Origin of the sequence: Salinicoccus sediminis, from assembly GCF_000986795.1 — a bacterium.
In the GTDB taxonomy this organism is placed as follows: Bacteria; Bacillota; Bacilli; order Staphylococcales; family Salinicoccaceae; genus Salinicoccus; species Salinicoccus sediminis.
Map to the genome: position 1 here is coordinate 515,514 of NZ_LAYZ01000001.1, position 25,919 is coordinate 541,432.

Annotated in this window: 25 protein-coding genes; 4 read left to right on the forward strand and 21 right to left on the reverse strand. The window is 49.1% G+C overall.

What is annotated here, in order from left to right:
* Positions 1-29 precede the first annotated feature (29 nt).
* From WN59_RS02625 to WN59_RS02680, 12 genes are all read right to left on the reverse strand, one after another.
* Entirely contained in the window at positions 30-1,145 is a 1,116-nt protein-coding gene (locus tag WN59_RS02625; RefSeq protein ID WP_046512084.1) for a citrate synthase, read from the reverse strand.
* Positions 1,146-1,373: 228 nt separating this feature from the next.
* The gene (locus tag WN59_RS02630) at positions 1,374-2,921 is read right to left on the reverse strand and encodes a solute symporter family protein (protein ID WP_046512088.1); all 1,548 of its coding nucleotides are present in this window, start codon (positions 2,919-2,921) and stop codon (positions 1,374-1,376) included.
* Positions 2,921-3,229, reverse strand: coding sequence for a DUF485 domain-containing protein (locus WN59_RS02635; RefSeq protein ID WP_046512091.1), 309 nt, complete (start codon positions 3,227-3,229; stop codon positions 2,921-2,923). Before WN59_RS02635 ends, WN59_RS02630 begins: the two co-directional genes overlap by 1 nt.
* Before the next feature lie 127 nt (positions 3,230-3,356).
* On the reverse strand, positions 3,357-4,115 hold the full coding sequence (locus tag WN59_RS02640; protein WP_046512095.1) for a hypothetical protein: 759 nt from the start codon (positions 4,113-4,115) through the stop codon (positions 3,357-3,359).
* Positions 4,116-4,246: 131 nt separating this feature from the next.
* Complete coding sequence (gene pyk / locus WN59_RS02645; RefSeq protein ID WP_046512099.1) at positions 4,247-6,007, reverse strand: pyruvate kinase; 1,761 nt, start codon at positions 6,005-6,007, stop codon at positions 4,247-4,249.
* Positions 6,008-6,020: 13 nt separating this feature from the next.
* A complete protein-coding gene (gene pfkA, locus WN59_RS02650) occupies positions 6,021-6,980 on the reverse strand; it encodes a 6-phosphofructokinase (RefSeq protein WP_046512105.1) in 960 nt (319 codons plus the stop codon).
* 111 nt (positions 6,981-7,091) lie between these two features.
* Positions 7,092-8,045, reverse strand: coding sequence for an acetyl-CoA carboxylase carboxyltransferase subunit alpha (locus WN59_RS02655; protein ID WP_046512108.1), 954 nt, complete (start codon positions 8,043-8,045; stop codon positions 7,092-7,094).
* 2 nt (positions 8,046-8,047) lie between these two features.
* Positions 8,048-8,899, reverse strand: coding sequence for an acetyl-CoA carboxylase, carboxyltransferase subunit beta (accD, locus tag WN59_RS02660; RefSeq protein ID WP_046512112.1), 852 nt, complete (start codon positions 8,897-8,899; stop codon positions 8,048-8,050).
* Between the two features lie 19 nt (positions 8,900-8,918).
* Positions 8,919-9,344: a FadR/GntR family transcriptional regulator gene (locus WN59_RS02665; RefSeq protein WP_046512117.1), complete on the reverse strand. Its 426-nt coding sequence runs from the start codon at positions 9,342-9,344 to the stop codon at positions 8,919-8,921.
* Positions 9,345-9,357: 13 nt separating this feature from the next.
* Positions 9,358-10,581 carry an NAD(P)-dependent malic enzyme gene (locus tag WN59_RS02670; protein WP_046512121.1) on the reverse strand — a complete coding sequence of 408 codons (1,224 nt, stop codon included), beginning with the start codon at positions 10,579-10,581 and terminating at the stop codon, positions 9,358-9,360.
* Between the two features lie 71 nt (positions 10,582-10,652).
* Entirely contained in the window at positions 10,653-13,799 is a 3,147-nt protein-coding gene (locus tag WN59_RS02675; protein WP_046512124.1) for a DNA polymerase III subunit alpha, read from the reverse strand.
* Positions 13,800-13,817: 18 nt separating this feature from the next.
* Entirely contained in the window at positions 13,818-14,780 is a 963-nt protein-coding gene (locus tag WN59_RS02680; RefSeq protein WP_052747238.1) for a DHH family phosphoesterase, read from the reverse strand.
* Between the two features lie 77 nt (positions 14,781-14,857).
* On the opposite strand from WN59_RS02680, the gene WN59_RS02685 reads away from it, so the two are divergent.
* Complete coding sequence (locus WN59_RS02685; RefSeq protein WP_046512127.1) at positions 14,858-15,214, forward strand: YtpI family protein; 357 nt, start codon at positions 14,858-14,860, stop codon at positions 15,212-15,214.
* Positions 15,215-15,234: 20 nt separating this feature from the next.
* Here the strand turns inward: WN59_RS02685 and WN59_RS02690 are convergent, their stop codons facing one another.
* Both WN59_RS02690 and WN59_RS02695 read right to left on the reverse strand, forming a co-directional pair.
* Entirely contained in the window at positions 15,235-16,509 is a 1,275-nt protein-coding gene (locus tag WN59_RS02690; protein WP_046512130.1) for a DRTGG domain-containing protein, read from the reverse strand.
* 78 nt (positions 16,510-16,587) lie between these two features.
* Entirely contained in the window at positions 16,588-17,274 is a 687-nt protein-coding gene (locus tag WN59_RS02695; RefSeq protein ID WP_046512134.1) for a metal-dependent hydrolase, read from the reverse strand.
* Positions 17,275-17,376: 102 nt separating this feature from the next.
* On the opposite strand from WN59_RS02695, the gene WN59_RS02700 reads away from it, so the two are divergent.
* Positions 17,377-17,961, forward strand: coding sequence for a hypothetical protein (locus WN59_RS02700; RefSeq protein ID WP_046512138.1), 585 nt, complete (start codon positions 17,377-17,379; stop codon positions 17,959-17,961).
* Positions 17,962-18,012: 51 nt separating this feature from the next.
* Here WN59_RS02700 and ald read toward each other — a convergent pair whose 3' ends face one another.
* Positions 18,013-19,125, reverse strand: coding sequence for an alanine dehydrogenase (gene ald / locus WN59_RS02705; RefSeq protein WP_046512141.1), 1,113 nt, complete (start codon positions 19,123-19,125; stop codon positions 18,013-18,015).
* A 143-nt stretch (positions 19,126-19,268) separates the two neighbouring features.
* On the opposite strand from ald, the gene WN59_RS02710 reads away from it, so the two are divergent.
* Positions 19,269-19,769: a universal stress protein gene (locus tag WN59_RS02710; RefSeq protein WP_017549101.1), complete on the forward strand. Its 501-nt coding sequence runs from the start codon at positions 19,269-19,271 to the stop codon at positions 19,767-19,769.
* Between the two features lie 63 nt (positions 19,770-19,832).
* Here the strand turns inward: WN59_RS02710 and WN59_RS02715 are convergent, their stop codons facing one another.
* The 5 genes from WN59_RS02715 to sppA form a co-directional block, all read right to left on the reverse strand.
* A complete protein-coding gene (locus WN59_RS02715; protein ID WP_046512144.1) occupies positions 19,833-21,023 on the reverse strand; it encodes an acetate kinase in 1,191 nt (396 codons plus the stop codon).
* A gap of 17 nt (positions 21,024-21,040) precedes the next feature.
* On the reverse strand, positions 21,041-21,940 hold the full coding sequence (locus WN59_RS02720) for a class I SAM-dependent methyltransferase (RefSeq protein WP_046512148.1): 900 nt from the start codon (positions 21,938-21,940) through the stop codon (positions 21,041-21,043).
* A gap of 73 nt (positions 21,941-22,013) precedes the next feature.
* On the reverse strand, positions 22,014-22,511 hold the full coding sequence (tpx, locus tag WN59_RS02725; RefSeq protein WP_046512151.1) for a thiol peroxidase: 498 nt from the start codon (positions 22,509-22,511) through the stop codon (positions 22,014-22,016).
* Entirely contained in the window at positions 22,504-23,082 is a 579-nt protein-coding gene (locus tag WN59_RS02730) for an RDD family protein (protein ID WP_046512154.1), read from the reverse strand. Before WN59_RS02730 ends, tpx begins: the two co-directional genes overlap by 8 nt.
* 11 nt (positions 23,083-23,093) lie before the next feature.
* Positions 23,094-24,095 carry a signal peptide peptidase SppA gene (sppA, locus tag WN59_RS02735; RefSeq protein WP_046512158.1) on the reverse strand — a complete coding sequence of 334 codons (1,002 nt, stop codon included), beginning with the start codon at positions 24,093-24,095 and terminating at the stop codon, positions 23,094-23,096.
* Between the two features lie 228 nt (positions 24,096-24,323).
* Between sppA and WN59_RS02740 the strand changes: the two genes are divergently transcribed.
* Positions 24,324-25,130 (forward strand): NAD kinase, encoded by an 807-nt coding sequence (locus WN59_RS02740; protein WP_046512162.1) that lies wholly within the window; start codon positions 24,324-24,326, stop codon positions 25,128-25,130.
* Between the two features lie 25 nt (positions 25,131-25,155).
* Here the strand turns inward: WN59_RS02740 and WN59_RS02745 are convergent, their stop codons facing one another.
* On the reverse strand, positions 25,156-25,917 hold the full coding sequence (locus WN59_RS02745; RefSeq protein WP_046512165.1) for a TSUP family transporter: 762 nt from the start codon (positions 25,915-25,917) through the stop codon (positions 25,156-25,158).
* Positions 25,918-25,919 lie beyond the last annotated feature (2 nt).

Consider the following 25,919-nt stretch of genomic DNA (forward strand, 5'->3'; position numbering starts at 1 on the left):
TCAAATACCTCCATGATTTTGTATATTGTCTATCTGTTCTCGATCGGTTCATATTTCTTGCCGGTCTGGCCGACATATTCCGCTCTCGGACGGATCAGCCTGTTATCTGCATATTGCTCAAGAATATGAGCGAGCCATCCGGACATGCGGCTCATTGTGAATATCGGTGTAAAGAGATCGTGGTCGATGCCGAGTGAGTGGTATACGGACGCGCTGAAGAAATCCACGTTCGGCAGAAGCCCTTTTTCCCTCTCCACAATTTCAGCAATTTTAGCCGATTTTTCATAAAGTTCAGGTTCTCCGCGCTGTTCAGTCAGTTTCTCGGACATGTCCCTCAGGTATTTTGCACGCGGGTCGCCTTCCTTGTAGACACGGTGGCCCATTCCCATGATCTTCTCTTTGTTGTCGAACTTCTCCTGAAGGTAGCCTTCAACCGCATCGACAGAGTCGATTTCAGACAGCATGGCCATTACACGTTCATTGGCTCCGCCGTGCAGAGGTCCCTTAAGTGCTCCGATCGCTGCTGTAACCCCGGAGTAGACATCGGACAGTGTCGCAACACAGACGCGTGCTGTGAATGTGGAAGCGTTCAGCTCATGGTCCGCATGAAGTACAAGCGCCTTGTTCATCGCTTCAACTTCAATATCATTGGGCTCTTTCCCGTTCAGCATATACAGGAAGTTGGCAGCATAGCTGTATTCTTTTTTGGGATTCAGAATTTCTTTTCCGTTCCTTGTCCTGGCAAAAGCGGCAACTAAAGAAGCAATTTGCGCCTGGATCTTAATCGCTTTTTCATGATTTGCCTCTTCATTCATCTCCTCGGTCAGCTCATCGAAGTGAGCCAGATAGGATACAGCAGTCCTGATTGCCGTCATCGGATGCACAGCATCAGTGCTGTACGCTTCGAAATGACTGTGGATTTTAGGATCAAGCGTCATATATCCGAAGAGCTTGTCACGGAAATCATCCAATTCAGATTGATTTGGAAGCCTGTCATTCCAGAGCAGGAATACCACTTCCTCGAACATTGCATTCTCTGCAAGATCGTCTATCTCATATCCACAGTATGTCAACTGTGAACCGATGATGGAACTGATGCGTGATTCAAGCGCCACGACACCTTCTAATCCTTTTTTCTCAGACATATAGATTCTCCTTTAATCAATTAAAGATACAGCCTATTGGCCTCTATACCATTATAGCAAATTCAAGAACTTTGTGAACAAATCAAATTTTTGCAGAGATTGTGAAAAAGTAAGCGTTGAAAGCCTTGAAACCGCTTCAATAAAGGGAAAAGCACAAATCTTTGAAGATTTGTGCTTAGTATAAGCGTGCGTTAATTAACTTATCGAAAGTTATAAGTTAACCTTATATCAATGGGAAACATCCGATGTGGAGATGCCGGTGGCAGCTTTGACCTGCACTTCCCTGTATTTCTCCACAGATTCCTGCTTTCTGAGGAAAGTCCCGAGGAAAGCCCCGAGGAAGCCGGCTGGCACAGAAATGATGGCCGGATTATCAAGCGGGAATACCGGTGACATCTCTATGAATGCCGCACCTGAGGGGTCCATGACGTTCGGCCCCAGAATCACAAGGATCAATGCGGCAAAAAGGCCGGTCAATATACCAGTGATCGCCCCCGCGGTATTGAAGCGCTTCCAGAAGATCGTAAATACTATCACCGGAAGGTTTGCACTTGCCGCCACACAGAAAGCCAGTGACACCAGGAACGCGACGTTCTGGTTCTGCGCAAAGATGGCCAGGATGATGGAGAGCACACTGACACTGAACGCCGCAATTTTGGCGGCAAGCATCTGCTGCTGCTCCGAAATTTCCCCTTTTTTGATGACCTGGCCATAAATATCATGTGCAAATGCACTCGCCCCGGACAGGACGAGGCCCGCCACGACAGCAAGGATGGTCGCGAATGCCACAGCAGCTACGAAGGACATCAGGAGGTCTCCTCCGAGCCGCTCAGCCAGCAGAGGTGCTGCCATATTACCCGCCGGGTTGGCTGCGATGATTTCCTCCCTTGAAAGGAGTGCCGCCGCCCCAAAACCGAGGAAGATCGTCAGTATATAGAATATGCCGATGATCCATGTCGCCCACATGACTGAACTTCTGGCTGTTTTGGCATCTTTTACAGTGAAGAACCTCATAAGGATGTGCGGCAGTCCCGCCGTTCCGAACAGGAGCGCGATCATGAGGGATATGTTATTGAGGGGGGAAACCCCCTGCGAACCGGGATTTAAAAATTCCCCTTTGAATTCCGGTGCAGTAATATTCTTCATCTCACCAAACATGCTGAAGATGTTGAAGTTGAAATGGAGCAGCACTAAAAACGAAATGATTACCGTCCCGATCATCAACAGCACGGCTTTCACCATCTGGACCCAGCTTGTTGCCGTCATTCCGCCAAAAAGTACATAGATTGTCATCATGATACCGACAATGATTACCGATACAGTATACGGTATTCCGAAAAGCAGCTGGATAAGCGCCCCAGCCCCGACGAGCTGGGCAAGCATATAGAAAATTACAATGGTGATGGATGACAGTGCGGCAAATGCGCGCACCTTCTTTAGTTCGAAACGTGCCGCAATCATATCAGCCACTGTATATTTACCCAGGTTACGCAGTGGTTCTGCAACAATATACAATACGACCAGATAGGCCGTTAAGTATCCGACACTGTAGAAAAAGCCGTCAAACCCCCATAGGGCGATCGCTCCCGCGATGCCGAGAAACGAAGCTGCAGAAAGGTAATCCCCTGAAATTGCCAGTCCGTTCTGCCAGCCCGTCAGCCCTCCGCCTGCTGTATAGAAATCCTTTGTTGAATTCGTCCTTTTGGAAGCAAAATATGTGATGACAAGAGTCGCTCCTACAAACACTAAAAACATGACGATCACAGTTGCACTCATTACAGTTCCCCTTCCCGATACTTCCTGATGATTTCGTCCGCTTCCCTGTCAAAGACCTTCGCCCGCCTCATATAGATTGTGACAAGCGTCCAGACCATGATGAAAAGCAGCAATGCATAAATCCACGCCCATGAAATATTACCGAATGCTTCATTATTGAGAATGGTCGTATAGCCGGTAAGCACCGGAAAAAGCAGTGTCGCGATAATGAAGAAAACGCTGATCGGCAAGATGAATCGGTTCCGCTTACTGAGCAGATCCTTGAATTCCTGCTGATGGGCAATCTTCTCATAGTCAATTTCTTTCATTGTATAACCCCCTTTTATATCTTCATTTTATTTCTTTGTTTAAATTATGTCAATTTTATGAATAATTAAAATAGAGTTTTCATGAAATAAAAAAGCACTCCATAAATGAATATGGAATGCTAATAATCTACATGTTTTTCGGTTTTTCAAGGACATCAATTTCACCGATCCGCGTGTATTCCAGGTTGGATATCATATTGATTTCACTGCCCTCATCCTCTAATGTAAACGTCATTTTACCGCCGGTATATTGATACTCGCCATTCAGCGTCACTGTAATCTGGCCGTTCATGCTTTCGGCACCATCCAATGTATCCAGCACTTCCTGGTCAACAAAACCGGAAACATCTTCAGACGAGTCGACCGGAAGCTGGATTTCATATCCCTCCTCCGTCTGTGTGGCCTCGCCTTCTTTGAAACCCTCCAGGTTCTGGACGATTTCACCATAGGTGCTGCCGTTCATATCCACACCTGCACCCTCTTCATTGATGCTGCCGTCTTCATACGTGAAATGATCACCGTCTATGACGTAGTGGGCGTCCACTTCACTGCCGTTATCGACTTCGACTTTCACTTCGTTCTGCTCACTCTGAGTTGTTATTGTACGGACGACGTTCTGCGTATTCCCGGAGGAAATGGTGAAAGTCTGTCTCGCTTCGTAACTGGAGGCTTCGCCCCATTCAGCAATCGCCTGATCTATGATTTCAGATGCGTCAGCTTCCGGCTGCTGACCTTCTCCGGATTCTTCTGTCTGCCCCTGCTCTTCAGTTTCTTCGGATGTATTTTGGGCATCCTCTCGGGTGTTTTCTCCCTGGCCGGAATCACCCCCGCTGCCGCAGGCAGTAAGGACCGCCGACAGCATTGCAAATAATAATATCCTTTTCATTTAAGCCACCTCAACATCATTATACCGGCACCCTGCAATCTCCACAACAATAAAAAGTGCATATGAAAGCCCCGGAAACCAGACTGTATCACAGTTTCCGGGGCCTGTGTCACTAAGTGACGGTGTTCATACTACAATACATTTGCATGGCCGCTGAATATGCAGTTCTGTTCCGCATCCAGCGTAATGACCATACCGTCCTCCAATATGTCGAAGGCATCGGATGCTCCGACGATAGTCGGCAGATCCAGGTTCAATCCGACGATTGCGCCATGTGAAGTCAGCCCGCCTTCAACCGTTACGATTCCGGCAGCTCTTTCAAGATGCTCAGTCATCTCCGGTTCCACAGACTGTGTGACAACAATCTTGCCTTCTATATCCTTTTCGCTGATCTCGGAAGCGGAACCGAGGACGACTGCTTCAGCCACAGTGCTTCTGCGCCCGATGCCCTGCGCACGGATGAGTACATCACCCACAATATGGAGCTTCATCAGGTTCGTCGTGCCCGCTTCACCTGCAGGGACACCCGCCGTGATGATCAGCAGATCCCCGTATGTTGCAAAACCTTCTTCGAGGGCAGCTGATACTGAAGTGTTCAGGAGCGCATCCGTATCCCTTCTGCCCTCTTTCAGCACAGGATGGACACCCCAGACGAGCTGGAGCTGACGGGCAACCTGATCATGCGGTGTGACGGCAACGATGTCGGCATGCGGACGGTATTTGGAAATCATCCTTGCCGTATGGCCGGATTCTGTCGCTGCGACTATCGCCTTACACTGGAGATTCAATGCCGTATGGGCAACCGAGACACCGATTGCTGTAACCATATTCGTCTGCAGTGATTTCGTCCGCTCGGACAACAGCTTCTTATAATCCTGTGCATCTTCCGCTGATAAAGCGATGCTTGCCATCGTCTGTACAGATTCAAGCGGATAATCACCCGCTGCTGTTTCACCGCTGAGCATGACAGCATCCGTGCCGTCATATATCGCGTTGGCCACGTCACTCGCCTCAGCGCGCGTACACCTCGGATTATGCTGCATGGAATCCAGCATCTGTGTGGCAGTAATCACCGGCTTGCCCATCAGATTACATTTTTTGATGAGTTCCTTCTGAACCATCGGCACAGATTCAGGCGGAATCTCGACACCCATGTCTCCGCGGGCGACCATGAGGCCGTCGGAGATCTCAAGTATGCCGTCGATATTGTCGATCCCTTCCTGGTTCTCTATTTTCGGGATGATCTTGATGGATTCTGCTGATCTTTCCTCGAGCAGTTCACGGATTTCAAGTACATCGCTGTTAGTACGGATGAAACTCGCCGCAATGAAATCGATATCCTCATCTATGCCGAAAATGATATCCTCACGGTCTTTGTCGGTGATACCCGGAAGCTTCACGGATACACCGGGAACATTGACACCTTTTTTATTTTTAAGGACACCGTCGTTCAATACGCGGCAGTGGATTTCACCTTTGTCATGCTGGATATTTTCTATTTTGAGTTCCACAAGACCGTCATCCAGAAGGATGCGGTCTTCGGTATCCACATCATCGATAAGTCCCGGATATGTGATGGAGAACTTTTCGCTGTCGCCCGTGACCTCCTCCATCGTGACGATGATTTCCTGGCCTTTTTCAAGTTCCACCGCTCCGCCTTCCATACTGTGTGTGCGTATTTCAGGTCCTTTTGTATCAAGCAGTATTGCCACTGTCCTACCGAGTTTATCTGCAGTTTTCCTGATATTTTTAATGCGCGAACGGTGTTCCTCGTGATCTCCGTGGGAGAAATTGAGACGTGCCACGTTCATGCCTGCTTCAATCAGTTTTTCAAGCATCTCCGGGTGTTCGGAAGCCGGGCCGATGGTACATACGATCTTTGTATTGCGCATTTATGATTTCCTCCTAAATAGATAGCTCCTGAGAGAGTCTGTATAATCTTTCATCGATCTTATGGTGTTCTTCGAATACCTGGTCGAAACTGGTTTTCGACAGGCTGTTGTTTTCGATGCCCACAGCATGACCGCTTACACCTTCGAGCAGCAGCTCAACGGCAAAAGCACCCAGCCTTGAAGCGAGCACCCTGTCGGTGCCGGTCGGTTTTCCGCCGCGTTGCATATGCCCGAGTACACTTTCGCGCGTATCAACATTGATGTACTTGCGGAGCTCTTCACCGCATTCGGAAGCGCTCATTACACCTTCCGCCACGATGATGATGGAATGTTTCTTACCCCGTTCCATGCCGGTTTCAATACGTTCTGCGACCACTTTTATATCTGACGGCGCCTCAGGGATGAGAATTGTCTCGGCACCGCCGGCAACCCCTGCCCAAAGGGCGAGATCGCCCGCATCGCGCCCCATCACTTCAATGATGAAGGTACGCTCATGACTGGTTGCAGTGTCCCTGATCCTGTCCACCGCATCAACGATTGTGTTGAGCGCAGTGTCAAAACCGATTGTATAATCAGTGCCGTTGATATCATTATCAATCGTGCCCGGCACACCGATTGTGCTGATGCCCTCCTCATCCAGTCTCTGGGCCCCTCTGTATGAACCGTCGCCGCCGATGACGATGAGTGAATCTATGCCCCGATTTTTCAGGTTATCGATGCCTTTTTGCCGCACATGGGGCTCGATGAATTCAGGACATCTCGCAGAATAGAGCTTTGTGCCGCCTCGTTGGATGATGTCCCCGACATCTCCAAGTTCAAGCTTTTTGATATTATCATTTACAAGGCCCTGATAGCCCTGGTAAACACCATATACTTCTATACCCTCATAGATGCTCTTACGTACTACAGCCCGAAAAGCTGCATTCATACCCGGCGCATCTCCGCCGCTGGTCAATACTGCAATTTTTTTCATGGGGTAACCTCCGTTGAATGATTGTCTTAAACTAAAAATAGCATATCAGTATACCTTAGCCAAGTATTGCCGCTCTGAAACCGTTTTACACATAAAAAAGAACAGCCGCCATTAAGACTGTTCTTCGTAAACGCCAATATCCATATATTTCTGATAACGGTCTTCCATGAGGGCATCCCGGTCCATCTGTGACAGTTCTCCCAGATGTTTCCAAAGAACTCCATCGAGCGCCTCGTATACGGCATCCTTGTCATTGTGCGCACCGCCCTGGGGTTCTGCGATCACTTCATCTGCAATGCCCAGCTCCCTCAGGTCACCTGCAGTGATTTTGAGTGATTCTGCCGCTATCTCCTTCAAGGAAGCATCTTTGAAAAGGATACTCGCCGCCCCTTCAGGGGAAATCACTGAATACGTGGCATTTTCAAGCATCAGGAGCCGGTTGCAGACACCGAGCGCCAAAGCACCGCCCGAGCCGCCTTCACCTATCACCACGCTGATGACGGGTACTTTCAGGCCGGCCATTTCAACAAGGTTGCGTGCAATGGATTCACTCTGGCCGCGTTCTTCGGCCGCTCTGCCGGGATAAGCACCTTTTGTATCGATGAAACAGATGACCGGACGGTTGAATTTATCCGCCTGCTTCATGAGTCTCAGGGCTTTTCTGTAGCCGTCCGGATGCGCCATGCCGAAATTGCGCTTTATGTTACCTTTTGTATCACGTCCGCGCTGATGACCGATGATTGTGACCGGCGTGCCTTTATAAGTCGCGATGCCGCCAACAATCGCCGCGTCATCACTGTATACCCGGTCTCCGAAAAATTCGATGAAGTCATCAAACATTGCATCGATGTATTCAAGCGTCGTCGGGCGGTTTATATATCTCGCAATCTCGACACGCTGCCACGGCGTCAGGTTATTGTATATTTCGTTCTTCTTGTCCGTTACCTTCTTTTCAAGAAAACTGATTTCCTTCGTCAGATCCAGCTTGTTTTTCGCTGCATACTTTTCCAGTTCCCCGATTTTCTCTTCAAGTTCCTGTATGGGTTTCTCAAATTCGAACGCCATGACTACACCCCGCTATGCATTCTGAGTATTTTTCCGAGATAGTCTTTCATATCATTACGGTCGACAACCCTGTCAAGCTGTCCGTGTTTAAGCAGGAATTCCGCCGTCTGGAAATCGTCGGGCAGTTTTTCCTTGATGGTCTCCTCGATGACGCGTCTGCCCGCAAAACCGATGAGGGCACCTGTTTCAGCAAGATTGATATCCCCGACTGAAGCGAAGCTTGCCGACACACCGCCTGTTGTGGGGTTCGTCATATAGGCAATGTATAAAAGTCCCGCCTGGCTGTGTTTTTCAATCGCCACACTCACTTTGGCCATCTGCATCAGGGAGACGATGCCTTCCTGCATGCGGGCCCCGCCGCTCGCTGTGAAAACGATGACCGGCAGCCCTCTGTCAGTGGCGTAGTTGAATGATCTGGCAAGCTTTTCGCCGACAGCAGAACCCATGCTTCCCATTCTGAACCGCGAATCCATGACGGCGACAACCGTCCGCGTACCATCTATTTCACCTTCCGCACAGACCACCGCTTCATTCAGGCCGGTCTTCTGCCGGTCCTTTTCAAGTTTCGATCCATAATTCGGGAATTCAAGAGGATTGGCGGATGTCACTTCTTCAAAAAGTACTGTAACCGTGCCCTCATCCATCAGCGCCTCCATGCGTTCAACGCTTGTTATCGGCAGGTGGTGGTTGCAGTTAGTACAGACATTCAGCCTTTTATAGAGTTCTTTCGAATAAAGGATCTTTTTACAGTTCGGGCATTTGGTCATGATTGAAGCGCTGTTTTCGAATGTACCGTCATTCGAGTTGGTTTCATTTACTTTTTTATTCAGCTTGGAAAACAAGTCTTTTAGCATACTTAACCCCTTGTTTCTATTACGAATTGAAGGCTCGTGAATATTTATCGAGCAAAACGTGAATTTTTTTTAATATTTGATTGTCATCATCATAGACAGACATGTCTCTATCGCCATGCTTTGCCCTGACATGATTTTCAATCATTTCTTTGATCTCTATGATTTCATCCTGCTGTCTTTTTGTTCTGATGAGGTACTTGCCGATCAATTGGAATAATTGATGGTTGTCTATGTCGGCGAGAAAAGTGCCTTCACCGCGGCGTACATAGATGATGCCAAGCAGTTCAAGGGCCCTGAGTGCCTCTCTGACACTCTGCCGGCTGACATTCAGCTTATCCTTCAGATACCTCTCACTCGGGAGCTTTTCGCCCACCTGGATATTTTCAGCTTCCACCAGGTTGTGAATCTGTTCTACGATATGTTCCAAACCCGTTCTTTCTTCCATAGTCCCCCCGTAATTACTGCGTTAGTTTTAGCGCATTCTGGTAGACCTCTTCCGGGTCCACTTTGATACGGCTGACTCCGCTTTCCATAGCCGCTTTTGCCACTGCTTTTGCAACGTTGGGAGCGACTTCCTTGTTGAATGCATCCGGGATGACATAATCGGCCCTCAGTTCGTCTTCAGAAATCAGGTCGGCAATCGCAACGACAGCCGCTTTTTTCATTTCATCATTGATATGTGTTGCACGCACATCCAGTGCACCTCTGAATATGCCCGGGAAGGCGAGTACATTGTTGATCTGGTTCGGGAAATCACTGCGGCCCGTACCTATGATGCTTGCGCCTGCAGCTTTTGCCGTATCAGGCATGATTTCAGGATTCGGGTTCGCCATGGCGAAGATGATCGGATCCTCTGCCATCGTCCTGACCATTTCCTCGGTCAATGCACCTTCGATGGAAACCCCGATGAATACATCGGCATCCTGGATCACATCTTCCAGCCCGCCTTCAACCTGATCCTGATTTGTGAACTGCGCGATTTTTTCCTTGACCGGATTCATGCCGTCCGGACGGCCTTCATAGATTGCACCTCTTGAATCACACATGATCATCTCTTTTACACCGAAGCTGTACAGCAGATTGACAATTGCCACTCCGGCAGCCCCGGCGCCGTTCAGGACGACCTTGATCTTATTCAGGGAACGATCCGTCAGCTTCAGCGCGTTCATAAGACCACTCAAAGTCACGATTGCAGTGCCGTGCTGATCGTCATGGAAAACCGGGATATCCGTCTCGCGGCTCAGTCTCTCCTCAATTTCGAAACATCTCGGTGCAGAAATATCCTCCAGATTGATTCCCCCGAAAATGGGAGTCATCAGTTTGACCGTGTTGACGATCTCATCCACGTCGTTCGTCTCAAGCGCTATCGGGAAAGAATCCACACCGGCAAAATTTTTGAAAAGCGCACTTTTGCCTTCCATTACAGGCAGGCTCGCCTTCGCACCGATATTGCCGAGTCCGAGTACTGCGGACCCGTCCGTCACCACACCGACTGTGTTGCTTTTAATCGTATAGTCGAAGACTGTGCGTTCGTCCTCATAAATCTCTTTGCACGGCTCGGCAACACCCGGGGAATAGGCCAGGCTGAGTGCCTCCCTGTCTTTGATCTCCACCTTGGAATTTACTGATAGTTTTCCTTGCTTCTGCTTGTGCATGTGTAGTGCATCATCTCTTAGCGACAAATTGATCTCCCTTTCTCTGAGTGGTCATACCACTTTTCATATTAACATTATCGATATTGTGTGACAACAAATTATCTTAAAATACGTATATCCTCTTTATCCAGCATAGATATCAGCACCGGCAGATCCTGCAGCTTCACCCTGCCGATCTCTTCACGGTTCAAGAAGTCCAGCACAGGAATTCCCGCATTGCCGAGAATTTTGCTGAAATCGTACTTGCCCGCATGCCTTATGAATACCTTCCCGGCTGATTTCAAATATTCCTTCTCGAAGACTTCAGGAGAAGCGGCATCGTCTATGATGAGCTGTTTCTGCCCTTTCCTCTCTTCTATCCTGCCGGAGGTCACCAGCATCTTCTCAGACAGCCTGCCATGGATGTTGAAGTAGACTTTCGGGAAAATGACCGCCTCCATCTCGCGGAAACCGTCGGAAACACTTGCGAATGCCATGTTCTGCCCTTTTTTGGTCCTGATCACTTTCACGTTCTCATAGAACAGCAGATAATCGCCCCGCCGCCTGGCGTGATGAAGCAGTGTAAAAGGAATGTACTGCATATCCCTGTGCATGATCTTGACCGGATGCTCCGAGATGTAGAAACCGAATACTTCCTTCTCCCCTTCGAGCATTTCCAGAGGATCCATCTCATCGGCGTACTGGTACTCCTTTTTCACACTGAAACCCAGCGTGCTCAGGAAAGAATCATGTGAATACTCTTCAGCGTTTATACTCTCCACCATGGAAAGGGACTGGAGCATCGTTTTCCTGTTCTCCCGGAAACTGTCCAGAGCTCCTGAGATAATCAGCTGCCGCAGCATCTTTTTGTTCAGATTGACTGTCTCCACGCGTGTTTTCAGGTCATAGAGATCTTTGAAAGGTCCGTTCTTCCGCTCGTCTATTATGGCTTCGGCCGTGCGGAACGTAATCCCGCCGATCATTCCAAGCCCGAGTCTGATACCGTCCCCGGCCGTATTCATCCAGGCTGAGCGGTTGATGTCAGGGGGCAGGATATCTATCCGCAGCTGCCTGATTTCATCAGTCACCTGCTTCATCTTCACATCATTGCCGAAATGGTGCGTCAGAATGACGGCATAAAAAATCTCGGGATATTTTGTCTTTATATACGCCAGTATATAGGAAATGCGGCTGTATGCAATCGCATGGCTCTTTACAAAACCATAGTCGGCAAATTCCATGATCAGATTGAAAATGAACTGTCCGAGCTCAGCTCCATAGCCCCTGGAAGCAGCACCCTGTTCGAAATGGGAACGCTCCTTCTCAAGCGTCGCCCTGTCCTTCTTGCTCATCGCCCGTCTGAGTATATCCGCCTCTGCGTATGAATAGCCGGCTATTTTAGCGGCAATCTGCATGATCTGCTCCTGGTATACTATGACACCATACGTCTCCTCCAGTATCTCAGCGAGGTCAGGGTGCGGGTACGACACTCCGCCCGGGTTCTCCTTCCCTTCTATGAAATGCGGGATTTCCTTCATCGGGCCGGGCCTGTACAGCGCGATGACAGCAGCCAGGTCCAGGAAGCCTTTGGGATTCACATCCTGGATGACTTTGCGTATGCCGTCTGATTCGAGCTGGAATATGCCGAGAGTGGTCCCCCTGGCGAGAAGACGGTAGACGTCCGGTTCATCGAGCGGAATACTCTTCATATCGAAACCCGGTTCCGTCTGCCGGATTTTATTGACCATGTACCTGATCAATGACAAATTCCTGAGACCGAGCACATCAATTTTAAGCAGTCCCGCCGACTCCACTTCCGTCATCGTCCACTGGCTCAGGGTATGCTCGTCCGAGAAGATGACAGGTACGACGTCTGTCAGATGACTTTCACTCAGCAGCACACCCGCCGCATGTGTCGAGGAATGCCTCGGCAGCCCTTCGATCTTCATGCATATGTCCCTGAAAATCCTGTACTTGCCGTCGGCCTCCATAAGCGCGCGGAAATTATCCGATGAAAAAGCTTTTTCAAGTGTCACACCCGGACCATCAGGGATGATGCCTGAAACAAGTTTCAGCTCTTCATCTGTAAATCCGAGGACACGCCCGACGTCCCGCGCCGCCATCTTGGCACTGAGAGTACCGTAGGTAATGATGTGCGCGACGTTCATCGTGCCGTATTTATCTATGAGATAATCGACAATCTCATCCCGCCGTGTATCTTCGAAATCGATGTCTATATCAGGCATCGTCACACGTTCGGGATTGAGGAAACGTTCGAAAAGCAGGTTGTATCTGAGCGGATCTATTTCTGTAATGTTCAGAAGATATGATACGAGGCTGGCACTCGAGGAGCCCCGCCCGGGACCGACATAGATACCGGCATCCTTGGCGTAATTCACCGCATCCTGCACGATCAGGAAATAATCCTCATATCCCATCTCGATGATGATGCCGTATTCATATTCGAGGCGTTCCCTGTATTCTGGCTGGTCCCCGGCCACTGCGGGCAGCCTGTCCATAAGAAGCTGCCAGAGGTATTCCTTCGAGTCGTGGTTGTCAGGATGCGGGAACACGGGCAGGACATTCTCTGTTTTTGGGACTGAGACATTGCATTTTTGTGCAATCTGCCTGTTGTGTTCCAGACAGGAACGCTCGTCCTCCGTCAGGTCCTGATGGGTTTTGACGAAAGCCGTTCCTGTCCGCTCACTGATTTCCCCGGGGTCAAGCTTTACATTGTCACGGATTGCATTTAAAACCGTGAGTGCCGGCAATCCCGATGGAGAAAGGTAGCGGGAGGCTTCGGCATATACTCTGGTATAGGCGTCACCGCCTACAGTATGGGACTGGTATTTATCGCTTTCAGCAGTATTCATGGCGTCCAGAATTGCCACTCCGGCGTCATCCGTCGCTACAGCGACGCATTCTTTTATATTGTCCGCAAGAAATCCGGGCGGAGTATGTTCAATCGACTTATAGGACAGCATTGCCGACAGCCTTATGAGCTCCCGGTAACCGCGGTCGTTCTTTGCAATCAGTATCAGCGGTATGCCGTCAAGCCCGTCCGCAACTTTTATCTCCATGCCCGCGAGCGGTTTCACATCGTATCCGGGTGCTTTCTGCAAAAAGCTGTAAACACCGTGCATCCGGTTGAAATCCGTCAGAGCAACAGCATGCTGCCCATCGTCGGAAACCTTTTTTAAAAGTTCATCAATTCTGATGCTGCTGTTTAAAAAATCAAAACAGCTGTGTACGTTCAAATTGATCATGGACAACTGTGCTCCTTTCTAAAGCTTGGCATCAAGGGCGCTTATCATATCAGGGATACTTTCACCTGTCTTGAGGCTCGCACCGCTGGCAAACGGGTGGCCCCCGCCTCCAAACTGTTCTGCAACATCGTTTATCACCGTGTCCTTGGAGCGGAGACGCACGCGAATCTCGTCTTCCTCCTCCACCGCCATGAACCAGATCTTCGCTTCTTCAATCTCCCGGTACATGTTGACGCTCATGCTCGCTTCATTGCTGGTCAGGTCATATTTCCTGAGTACGGATTTCGGCACCCATACTGACAGCACACCTTTGTCGGTGATTTCAAAGTTATCGATGAGATATCCTTTGAACCTGAACTGATTTAGGGATTGCACATTCATGAGCTGCATATCCTGTGCAGCATCAAAATCGAACGTCTTCAGTTCCGAAGCGATCCGGTGGGTCATGCTGCTCGTATTACTGAATAGAAACCTGCCCGTATCCCCCACTATGCCGGCAAACAGCAATCTTGCCGACTCATCATTGATGTAGTCATTGTCGAATCCCCACAGTGCAGTGAGCAGATAGATGAGTTCGGACGTCGAGGACACACCCGTCTCCACTATATTGATGTCACCGTATGGATCATGATCCGGATGATGGTCGATCTTGATCACTTTTTCCCCCACGGACAGATCCCCGTCTATACGGTCCCTGTTGGCAGTATCCAGTACGATCAGCAGCGGGTTGCGGAGCGTGGTCACCGGATCCATCCTCCCCAGGTAATTGAGGGAGGCCTCCTCCTCTCCGAGCGCCGCGACGGATTTATTCGGAAAAATCGCTTTCAGTACCGCCTTCAGCCCGAGCTGGGAGCCCAGGGCATCGGGGTCGGGGCGTTTATGCCGCATGATGATGATTTCGTCATACTCGTTGATCAGGTTGAGCACTTCCCTGTAATGTGCTTTTAGTTGTGAAAACTGTTTTATATATTCTGTGAACAATTGTGATTCTCCCTCTCCAAATATTTACTTGGTAAGCATTATAAATTATACTACAATGTGGAATGGAGTTGTATCAGATGGAAATGTTATATCAAATATCGGTATCTGTTCTGGTTACCCTGCTGCTGGCCAGCCTTTTCTTGTTCCTGCTTTTCAAAGTAAGGCAGATCAGGAGCAGACGTGATGTTCAATCTGCACATTTTAACAGCATATCAAGGATCTGGCTCGGTCTGCTCATCCTCGCTTTCGGGCTGAATACCATCATCCAGTTCCATACAGCTGTTTCCTATATAATCGGCGCGTTATTCATTATATTGGGTGCGTATAACATCTGGCATTTCAATGCTGCCAGGAAGTATTTCAAAGGCAACCTCCCCATTGAAGAGGAAGCCTGGGAGGAATTTGAACGCAAACAGCGTCAAAGCGGCAAATAGACAAGTGGAAATCCACTTGTCTATTTTTTATGATCGCTGTAATGCTGGATCATCAGCATGGCCTTGGATAATACATTCCCTTCAGAGGAGGTCTCGACTTCAAGGCGGAGAAACTGGTCGCCGAGGTCGATGATATTGCCTTCCAGGACAATTTCCTGGTTGAGCTGTACGAGCTTCACATTTACAAGGTTCAATGAATCTATGTGGTAGCTGTGAATGCCCCGGCTCTTCAGCACTACTGCTGTCAGCCGTTCGACGAGCCTCATGAAAGCTGATTGGGTGATGCTTCCATATTCATCCGTCATAAAAGGCATGACTTTCATGCGGACCCTGTTTTCGTCTATACGGATTTCCCGGTCGATTACTTCTTCCGACGACATGCCCGTGCTGAGCTTTCTCGGCTCGAACTCCCTGAACACATCACGCCTGTGCACAACACCCAGAAACCGGCGCTCTCTGTCGACTACAGGCACTATATTGAGCTGGTGCCAGCTCATCACCTGCCTGAGTGTCTGGAGTGTGCCCGACGGCAGCACTTCGATATTCTGCTGCAGCCATTCGCTGTAACGTTCTTTATCCACTGAAGGGATGTCTGAAGAGCGGATGGTGCCGAGATACCTCTCCCCTTCCACCAGGACAGTCATCTTGTCCGCCGGGATATATCCGCGCGCATCAGCGGTTTTGAGGTCATATACATACTTCTCCTGCCTTACAACCAGATCGTCCGCTGTGACGACATTGCTCATAAGGGATCTGCTGTAGAGTTCCCGCTGTATGACGGAAGCCACAGAAAATGTATCGGCACTGGTCGAAATGACAGGGAGGCCGAGTGATTCCGCTTTTTCCATGATTCCTGCAGCGGGGCCGAACCCCCCGGTTATGAGTATTCCTGAACGGTTATCCATGGCACGCCACTGGGCATCCTCACGGTTGCCCACAATGAGGAGGGCCCCCTCTTCGAGATATGTCTCGAGCGCTTCTGTACGCATCGCACCGATGATGAAGCGGGTGATTTCGTGTGCCATCCCTTTCCTGCCGGCGAGGATAGTGCCCTGGATGACGCGGTTCACCTGCTGAAATGTGAGATTGCCCTCCCCGGCGGATTCTCTCGGCGCAACGCGGATCGTCCCCACTCTTTCTATTGTTTTGACGAGCCCTTCCTTTTCGGCGGATTTTATCGCCCGGTAGCTGGTGCCGTCCGAGACATCCAGGTTCGCGGATATCTGCCTCACTGAAATTTTAGCGCCTTCCGGCAATGCATGTATATATTCGAGTATTTCATCATGTTTTGACATTTGATCACCTTGAGTCCATTATACATTAAAAATAAGGGACACAGCGAGTGTCCCTTATTCTATAAACATATCTGCATTCTAAAATCTGACTTCATCACCGGCTGTCAACACCTGGCAGTCGGTGGACAGTTTGTCTTTGAATTCCTGCGGGTCCTGCCTGATTGGCGGGAATGTATTGTAATGGACCGGGACGGCTGTCCCCGGTTTCACCAGATTATCGGTCGCATACACCGCATCATCGATTCCCATTGTGAAATTGTCGCCGATCGGCACAAAGAATACATCAAACGGCCCATTCAGTTCCGAGAGGAGCTTCATGTCACCGAAAATCCCCGTATCCCCGGCGTGGTAGATTTTCTTATCCCCCGCCTCGAGGATGATGCCGGTCGGCATCCCTGTATAGACCAGACCGGAACCATCATCGAAAGTATAGCTCGAACTGTGGAAAGCATGTACGAATTTGACGGAGCCGAATTCGAATTCATTTCTGCCGCCGATATTCATCGCCGCAACTTCGATATCCTTGCTGCCGATATAGTCCGCAAGCTCCACCGGCGCAATGACTGTTGCATTATTGCGTTTTGCGATGTCCACCGTATCCCCGACATGGTCGTTATGCCCGTGGGTGAGGACAATATAGTCGGCTTCGACTTTATCTGCATCGAGGTCGGTAAGTTCATTTCCGTTTATGAATGGATCGACGAGCACTTTGGAGCCATTGTTCTCCAAAGCGATGATTGAATGTCCATGATAGCTGAGTTTCATTATGAAAATACTCCCTTTCCATTATGATGATATATATTAACACTACCCGCAGGACACGGTAATCATGCATGATATGGTACAATTTCCTGTGAGGTGAATCATGTGAAAACCATTCAGAGAAACCACAATCTGTCAGAAGGATTTACATCTGAAATCCTTGCAAAGGAAGATTTCAGCACTCCGAACACTGTATTGCCCGGCATGAAAAAAGCACTCCATCCCGGTTCGGAGATCTTTGCATCACTGAACCACTGGGATGAATCCAACCCTTTCATGCTGAAAAACATCATCATCGAGTCCGCCCGCTTGATGGCGGATGCCGATGGATTTGTTACAGACCAGGTCTTTTCCGACCGGCATCACCACCTGGACCTGCCGTTCGTCCGCGAACTTTCCAAAGTCATCGGCGGACGTCATTTCATCGTGGGGCCGTCATTCAGCAAAGTTCCGGCATTTCTTCAGAGCCGTCTTTTGGATGAACTCGTCGATCATGACGCATCAGGGATCATGTATGATGTGAGGGATATCGATATGGATGACTTCAGTGCCCTGCAGCCTTTGGCAAAACTGAAGATCCATGCCAAAAAGCGGATTGTCATCATCCCGCTTGTCAAGGATGAATCCCAGCTGAAAGAGCTGACAGGAAGCATCCCCTTCGATACGGTGGCTGTCGATCGGCAGACGTAATCCATAGGAATAGCCTCCGGATAATTTCCTCCGGAGGCTATTCCTGATGTATCAGAGCAGTGTTTCTATATCAGTATATTCAAGGTTCTGAGCTTCTGCTACAGCCTTGTATGTCACATGACCTTCATACGTATTGAATCCGCCGAGCAGGACAGGATTCTGCCTGGCAGCTTCCCTGTATCCTTTATCGGCAATCTGGAGTCCATAGTTCATCGTTGCGTTGGTGAGCGCTATCGTGGAAGTACGCGGCACTGCACCCGGCATGTTCGCGACTGCGTAATGGACGACTTCATGCTTCACGTAGATCGGATCATCGTGTGTTGTCACTTTATCCGTCGTCTCGAAAATACCACCCTGATCGATTGCGATATCCACAATCACTGAGCCGGCGTTCATCGATTTGATCATGTCTTCCGTAACGAGTTTCGGCGCTTTGGCCCCCGGTATGAGGACGGCACCGATCACTAAATCGCTTTCTTTCACCGCCTGTGCAATGTTGAGAGGCGATGACATGAGCGTCTGCACACTGGCGCCGAACAGATCATCCAGTTCCCTGAGACGTTTCGGGTTGAGGTCCAGAATGGTTACATCGGCACCGAGACCGATTGCCATTTTAGCAGCGTTCGTACCCGCCATGCCGCCGCCGATGATGGTCACTTTGCCGCGGGAAACACCCGGCACACCACTCAGCAGGATACCTTTTCCGCCGTTGATCTTCTGCAGGTACTCTGCTCCGATCTGTGTTGCCATCCGTCCCGCAACTTCACTCATAGGTGAAAGCAGAGGCAGCGAGCCGTCAGGGGCCTGGATCGTTTCATAGGCAATCGATACGACGTTTTTCTCTAAAAGCGCTTTCGTTAATTCGGTTTCTGGAGCAAGATGAAGATAAGTAAATAAAATCAGGTTCTCTTTAAAGTAGCCAAACTCCCCGGCAAGCGGTTCCTTGACTTTCACCACCATGTCAGCATTCCATGCTGCAGCTGGGTTTTCAGCGATTTCAGCGCCTGCATCAACATAGTCGGAGTCATCAAAATATGAACCGGCTCCCGCGTTCTTTTCAACTTTGACCGTGTGTCCTGCCTTTACAAAAGCATGGACGCCCGCCGGAGTAAGCCCCACACGGCTTTCATTATTCTTGATTTCTTTTGGAACACCAATAATCATTGCAATATCTCCTTTCTTCATTGAAGCAATTGTAACACACAGTTAACAAAACCGTCATGAGAATTGGTTCACATAAGTTATAAATTTTTAAAACGTGGTATAGTATAAAGAAAGCGATATCACACACGAAAGGGGCAATAATAATGCTTAAGTACAACAACATCCTCATTGCAGTAGACGGATCGAGAGAGGCAGAGTGGGCATTCCATAAGGCGATTGAAATTGCCAAGCGTAACGATTCCACACTTTCAGTCATCAATGTGATTGACACACGGTCATTTGCATCAGTCGAGGCATATGACAGGACCATCTCGCAGCGGGCGAACGATTTTGCACAGAAACTGCTGGACGGCTATGAGGAGCTGGCTGTGGAAAGAGGCGTCACAGATGTCGTTAAGATCATAGACTACGGTTCTCCAAAAAATATCATACCTAAAAAAGCGGTCAAAAAGACAGGCGCAGATCTGATTGCCTGTGGTGCGACCGGTCTTAACGCAGTCGAAAGGTTCATCATCGGTTCCGTTTCCGAAAATATCGTACGCCACGCTCCCTGCGATGTACTGGTGGTCAGAACGGAAAACCTTCCGGATGATTTCGAACCGGTTGTGGCAACTGAAGAGTTCATGAATGAAAACAAGCAATAACTGAACTCAGAGGAAATAAAAAGCGGCCCCGGATCAGCTCCGGGGCCGCTTTTTCGCTTTAGATCAGAGTCCTGCGATCTCCATTACATCGCGCGCAATCATCACTTCTTCATTTGTAGGAATGATGATGATCTTGACCGGTGAATACGGATGATTGATGAATTTCTCCTGTCCGCGTACATCGTTGGATGTCGGGTCGAAATAGACACCCATGAATTCAAGCCCTTCCAGCACTTTGGCACGCACGATATCGGAGTTCTCCCCGACTCCCGCCGTGAAGATGATTGCATCCAGTCCACCCATGCGTGTCGCATAGGAGCCCATGTATTTGTGGATCCGTTCACCGAAAACCTCCAGTGCGAGTTCTGCTCTTTCGTTCCCTTTCTGCGCTTCTTTCTCGATATCGCGCAGATCACTGGAAAATCCGCTCACACCAAGCAGTCCCGATTCCTTGTTCAGGACATTCAGAACTTCCACAGCAGATTTACCCGTCTTTTCCATGATATAGGGGATCAGGGCCGGGTCGATATTCCCTGAACGGGTCCCCATTGTAACTCCCGCAAGCGGCGTGAAGCCCATGGAAGTATCAATCGATTCGCCGCCTTTTACAGCCGCGATGCTCGCACCGTTACCGAGGTGGCAGCTGATGATCCTGAGCTCTTCAAGCGGCCTGTTCATCAGTTCCGATGCTCTCTGGGTGACATACTTGTGGCTGGTGCCGTGGAATCCATACTTACGGATGCCGTAGTCTTCATAGTAGTTGTACGGCAGACTGTAGAGATAGGAGCTTTCCGGCATTGTCTGGTGGAATGACGTATCGAATACCGCAACATGCGGCACATCCGGCAGCTGTTCCCTGAAGGCATTGATGCCCATCAGGTTCGCCGGGTTGTGCAGCGGTGCAAGTTCACTCAGTTTCTGTATTTCCCTGACGACTTCGTCATCGATCAGCACGGAGCTGTCGAACACTTCACCGCCGTGTACCACACGGTGTCCGCTGGCATCGATATCATTGATACTTCTGATGACGCCGTTCTCAACAAGTTTTTCCAGCATGAGGTTGACTGCCTCCTCATGATTTTTAAAGTCCTGATTTATCGTCTTCTTCCCGCCATCCACCGTGATGGAGAAGATACCATTATCCAAGCCGATTCTCTCTACGAGTCCCTTGGCTATCTCTTTCTCAGCGGGCATTTCGAACAGCTGGAACTTGAACGAAGAACTTCCCGCATTTATTGCAATTATTTTAGACATGTTTTCCTCCCGATAACTTAATAGTCATTAGCATAGCTATCATACCATGATTCTGTCTGGGCTAAAAAGTGTTTGAACTGGCCGGCATTCTTGAAGTCCGGTATGTCACCGATCAATACTTCATTGTTCTTGAGAGGTGAAAATTTCTTTTTAAGGACAATGATCGATTTCCGCTGATTCTCTGTTTTGAATATGGAATTCGGCAGATTCAGGAACATCAACAGTGTCGCCGATTCGGAAAGGTACTTTTTGATCGTCTCGTTTTTTTCTTCAAGCATATCCGACGGTACTACAAACACCCCTATACCATCATCTTTAACATAACTCATTGCGCTCTCAAGCATGAGAAGATGCGCGTAGCTCCGCTCATCCTTGAACGCCGTGGTGAATCCCTCCACCTCGAGCGGATAGTAGCCGACCGGGAGGTCACCGATCGCCGCATCCACCTGCGGCAGCCTGACGGGTTCTATGATATTCTGCGGATATATATCCATCGGCACTTCAAGATAATCGCACAGGTTCACGTTCATCTGGGCAAGCAGCGGATCCACTTCCACTCCGAACAGTTCAGTGTCCTCAATCTGTTCCTTTACTGTCATCGACAGGTGGCCGGTTCCGCTTCCTGCGTCCAGCAGTCTGATCGGGTCCTTGTTGAACAGCTGCAGCAGGTGGGATATGAAGTAGCCGATTGCATCCGGTGTCAGCTGGTGGTTCGGCTGCACCTTTTCTTCTTTTACATGATAGAGGTAGGCGAATTGGAACGCTTTCCTCAGATCACTGTAGGAGCCGTCCTTTTCGACACGTATCAACGCCTCTCCCAATGCCTCCAGCCTTGTGGCATCCGGATTGCTCTCAAGCAGACGGTCCGACTCTTCTATCAGTGCATGATAAACATTTTCCATCTGTGATAATTCCATTTAGATCCCTCATTAAACATAAAATAGGGACTGCCCCGCTCGGACAGTCCAGACAAATCATTATACTATTATATTATATAGATTCCAATGCTTCAATCGCTTTGTCATAATTCGGATGATCCGTACCTTCCGGCACATACTCCACATAGACGACTTTGTTGTTCTCATCAATGACGAACACGCTGCGTGCGAGCAGTCTGAGCTCCTCCATGACGACGCCGTAGTTCCTGCCAAAGGAAAGATCCTTATGGTCACTCAGAGTCACCGCATTGTCCAATCCTTCATCCGCGGACCATCTCTTCTGGGCAAAAGGAAGGTCATTAGAGATCGTCAGTACAGCTGTGTTATCAACATCCGCAACCCTTTCGTTGAATGTCTTGGTCTGAGTGCTGCATACCCCTGTATCAATTGACGGTATGACACTGATCAGCTTTTTCTTACCATCATAGTCGCTGAGCTTTACTTCTGAGAGATCGGTATCCAAAACTGAAAAATCCGGTGCCTGGTCCCCGACCTTCACTTCGTCACCGATCAATGTCATAGGGTTACCTTTGAATGTTACTTTAGCCATTTTGTAGATCATCCTCCTGATAATTGTTATCTCCGTTACCTGTTTCCCTGTACATACGCGCTTTAATCATATTTTTATAACCCTGATAATCATTCTTCACCACATAGGTGTCTGCGAAGAAATCATGCAGACCGATTTTGTTTTTAGTGAATATGATCATCAGGTAGGGTATATAGGCGAGCGTATTATTGATATACCGTCCCACAAGCTCCCGGTACAGCACCTGCATGAAACCGAGTCCTCCGCCGTCCTTGTCGATTACGCTGATGCCCGTAATCATCTTCCCCAGTGTCTGGCGGAAGAAATAGGTCATCAGTACGAAGTAAAGGAAGTAGAGCAGCCCTGAAGCGATATTTTCCACACTGAATATCGGCAGCCATAAATGCAAGTCTTTGATACCGAACATGCCGAGCACCGGGTAGATGAGAATCTGTGAAGCTGACCAGATTAAGACCACATCAATGATGTAGCTGACCAGCCGGGTGAAGAAGTGGGCTGTGACCATGTGATCAAGCTTGTCCATAAGCGTCTCACTTCCGGCGCCGGGCTGGTACCTTGTAGTATGTTCCATCTGTATCCCCCCTACTTCTCATACAGATACATAGGCGTCATGCCCTGTCTGTTGTCCAGTAAAGATTCGATCTTTTCGATGTCGCTTCTGCCTGTTATGTCAGACAGCAGGCTTTTGGCTTTATAGCTTAATGAGAAGTTATTCTGACCGTTATAGCCGTATTCGATAACCTGTGGATTGCCGCCAATTTCCTCTTCCAATGCTCTCATGGCATCCTCAAAGTAGCCCATCTGGTCGACGAGACCATTCTCCATTGCGTCTTCACCCATATAGATGCGGCCGTCGGCCAGGTTCTTGACTTCCTCGTCGCTCATGTCCCGGCCTTCAGCAACTACGTCGACAAAATCCTGATACATGTCATCGACCATGCTCTGCACGTACTCTGTCTCCTCTTCGGTGGGGTCCCTGTGTCCGCCGAGCATCTCTTTCATGTCACCACTCGCATAAGTTTCGAATTCCACTCCGAAATCCTCCGCCAGCTGGCTGTAGTTGATGCTCTGCATGATGACACCGATTGATCCGGTCATCGTCTCATTGGAAGCGAATATCTGATCAGCAGGCGCGGAAACATAGTATCCGCCGGAAGCTGCCATGCCTCCCATCGAGCTGTAGACCGTCTTCCCGGCCTCTTTGATCTGCTGCAGATATTTATGGATTTCAGCACTTTCGTAGACTCCGCCCCCCGGTGAGTTCACATTGAGCATGACTCCCTTTATCGTGTCATCATCGAGGATCTGCTTGAGCGATTCGATCACAAGCGTATGGTTATACCCCTGTGACTGGAACATGCCCGGCTGTTCCCCCGAATCCATGATGGTGCCTTCAATATTGACCACTGCGATCCTGTTTGCTGCATCACCCTCTTCCATCACAGTTGAAGGCGGAAATTCACCGCCTGAGAATTCACTGAATACATCTTCCCAGTCGCTTGCCCACATGGCGTTGAAAACAGAGGCCACGACACCGAACACGAGAAGCGCCAGTGCGATTACAACCGCTATGATACGTTTCAAAAAATCAGTCCTTTCCTATGTAGTACATTCATTTATAATGATACCATAGAGCGGATAAATTATAACGTAACGCCACCCACGTTCAAAAAACAGAAAAATTGCGGCAGCCGTTATACGCGTGTGTCCCTGATGGGTCGCTGAATTGTTAAACCGGCACGATCTGTGGTATAAAAGGATTAGATGGCAGAAAAGGATAGGCTAGACAAATAGTATTTAGGAGTGAACGGTTTGAACAACAACATTTATAAGACAGTATATTTCTTTGCTCCGCACGGCGAAGAGACCAGGGAAGTGCACGATGAGCTGTCTGATATTTTCTCAAGACACGGCATCGAAGAAGTGGCAGCAAGTGATGATGCAGATATCATCGCATCCATCGGCGGTGACGGCGAATTCCTTCAGTCGGTCAGGAAGAACAACTTCCGGGATGACTGCGTCTATCTTGGAATTGCCGTAGATGATGCAAACTATTTTTATGTTGATTTCCACTACCGGGATATAAAAACACTCGAAGAGGCGATCGATCAGGATAATCTGGATGTGCGCAATTATCCGCTTCTCGAAGTCAGCATCAATGACAATAAGCCAAGCTACTGCCTCAATGAATTCACACTGCGCTCAAGCATTGTCAAAACCATCAAAATGGATGTCTACATCAATGATTTCCTGTTCGAACAGTTTAACGGGGACGGCATTCTCGTCGCCACACCGACAGGCTCGACAGGCTACAACAAATCACTCGGCGGCTCGGTCATTGATCCGCTCATCCACGCGATGCAGGTGACGGAACTTGCAAGTGTCAACAACAATACCCACAGGACACTCGGCACGAGCTTCCTTCTGAACAAGGAAAGACCGCTGACCCTGCTCATTGACAAAAATCTGGATTACTATCCGATCATGTCACTCGATAACGAAGCGATAAGCGTACGCAATACGGAAAAAGTCGAGGTGTCGATCAGTGACAAACTGATCAAGACGCTGAAACTGAAGGACAATACATTCTGGCATAAAGCACAAAGAAACTTCCTCTGAATCCAGAGGAAGCTTCTTTTTTATCTCATGAGAGAAAATCATATATATTTTTCAGTATCAGTATACTGGTGACAATGATGAACAGCGCCCTTACATATCCCACTCCCTTTGAGATTGCAAGATGGGCGCCGGCGTATGAACCAAGCACCATGCTCGCCGCCATGGCCAGTCCATAGGTATAATTCACTTCACCCATCATGATGAAGAGCAGCAGCGCACCGATGTTGCTGCCGAAGTTCAGCACTTTGGCGTTGCCCGCCGCCCTGAGGAAATCAAAGCCGGTGAAAAGCATGAGGAACAGAAGGAATGACCCTGTGCCGCCGCCCATGAAGCCGTCATAGAACCCGATGAGGATGACAAATACTATCAGTATGACAACCTTGCGCTTTGAAGGTACATTTTCCTTTTCTATTGCACCCCAGTCCTTCTTGAACAATGTATAGACAAGGACGATGATCAGCATGACCAGCACCAGCGGCTTCAGAACTTCACCGGGCAGCCTCACTGCGATGAAGGCGCCGGCTATGGAAACGAGGACACTTACAGGAAACAGTTTCATCATCCTTCTGAAGTCCACATTCCTCGATCTGAGGAATTTCATGGAACTGGTGAACGACCCGAATGCAGATGCGAGTTTATTGGTCCCGAGGGCAGTTGCCGGTGACATGCCGGTTGCGAGGAGTGCCGGGATGGATATCAGGCCGCCCCCGCCCACCACGGCATCGATGAAGGCGGCTATGAAGCCGAGCACAATGATCAGCAGCAGGACTGACAGTTCAAATTCCATGG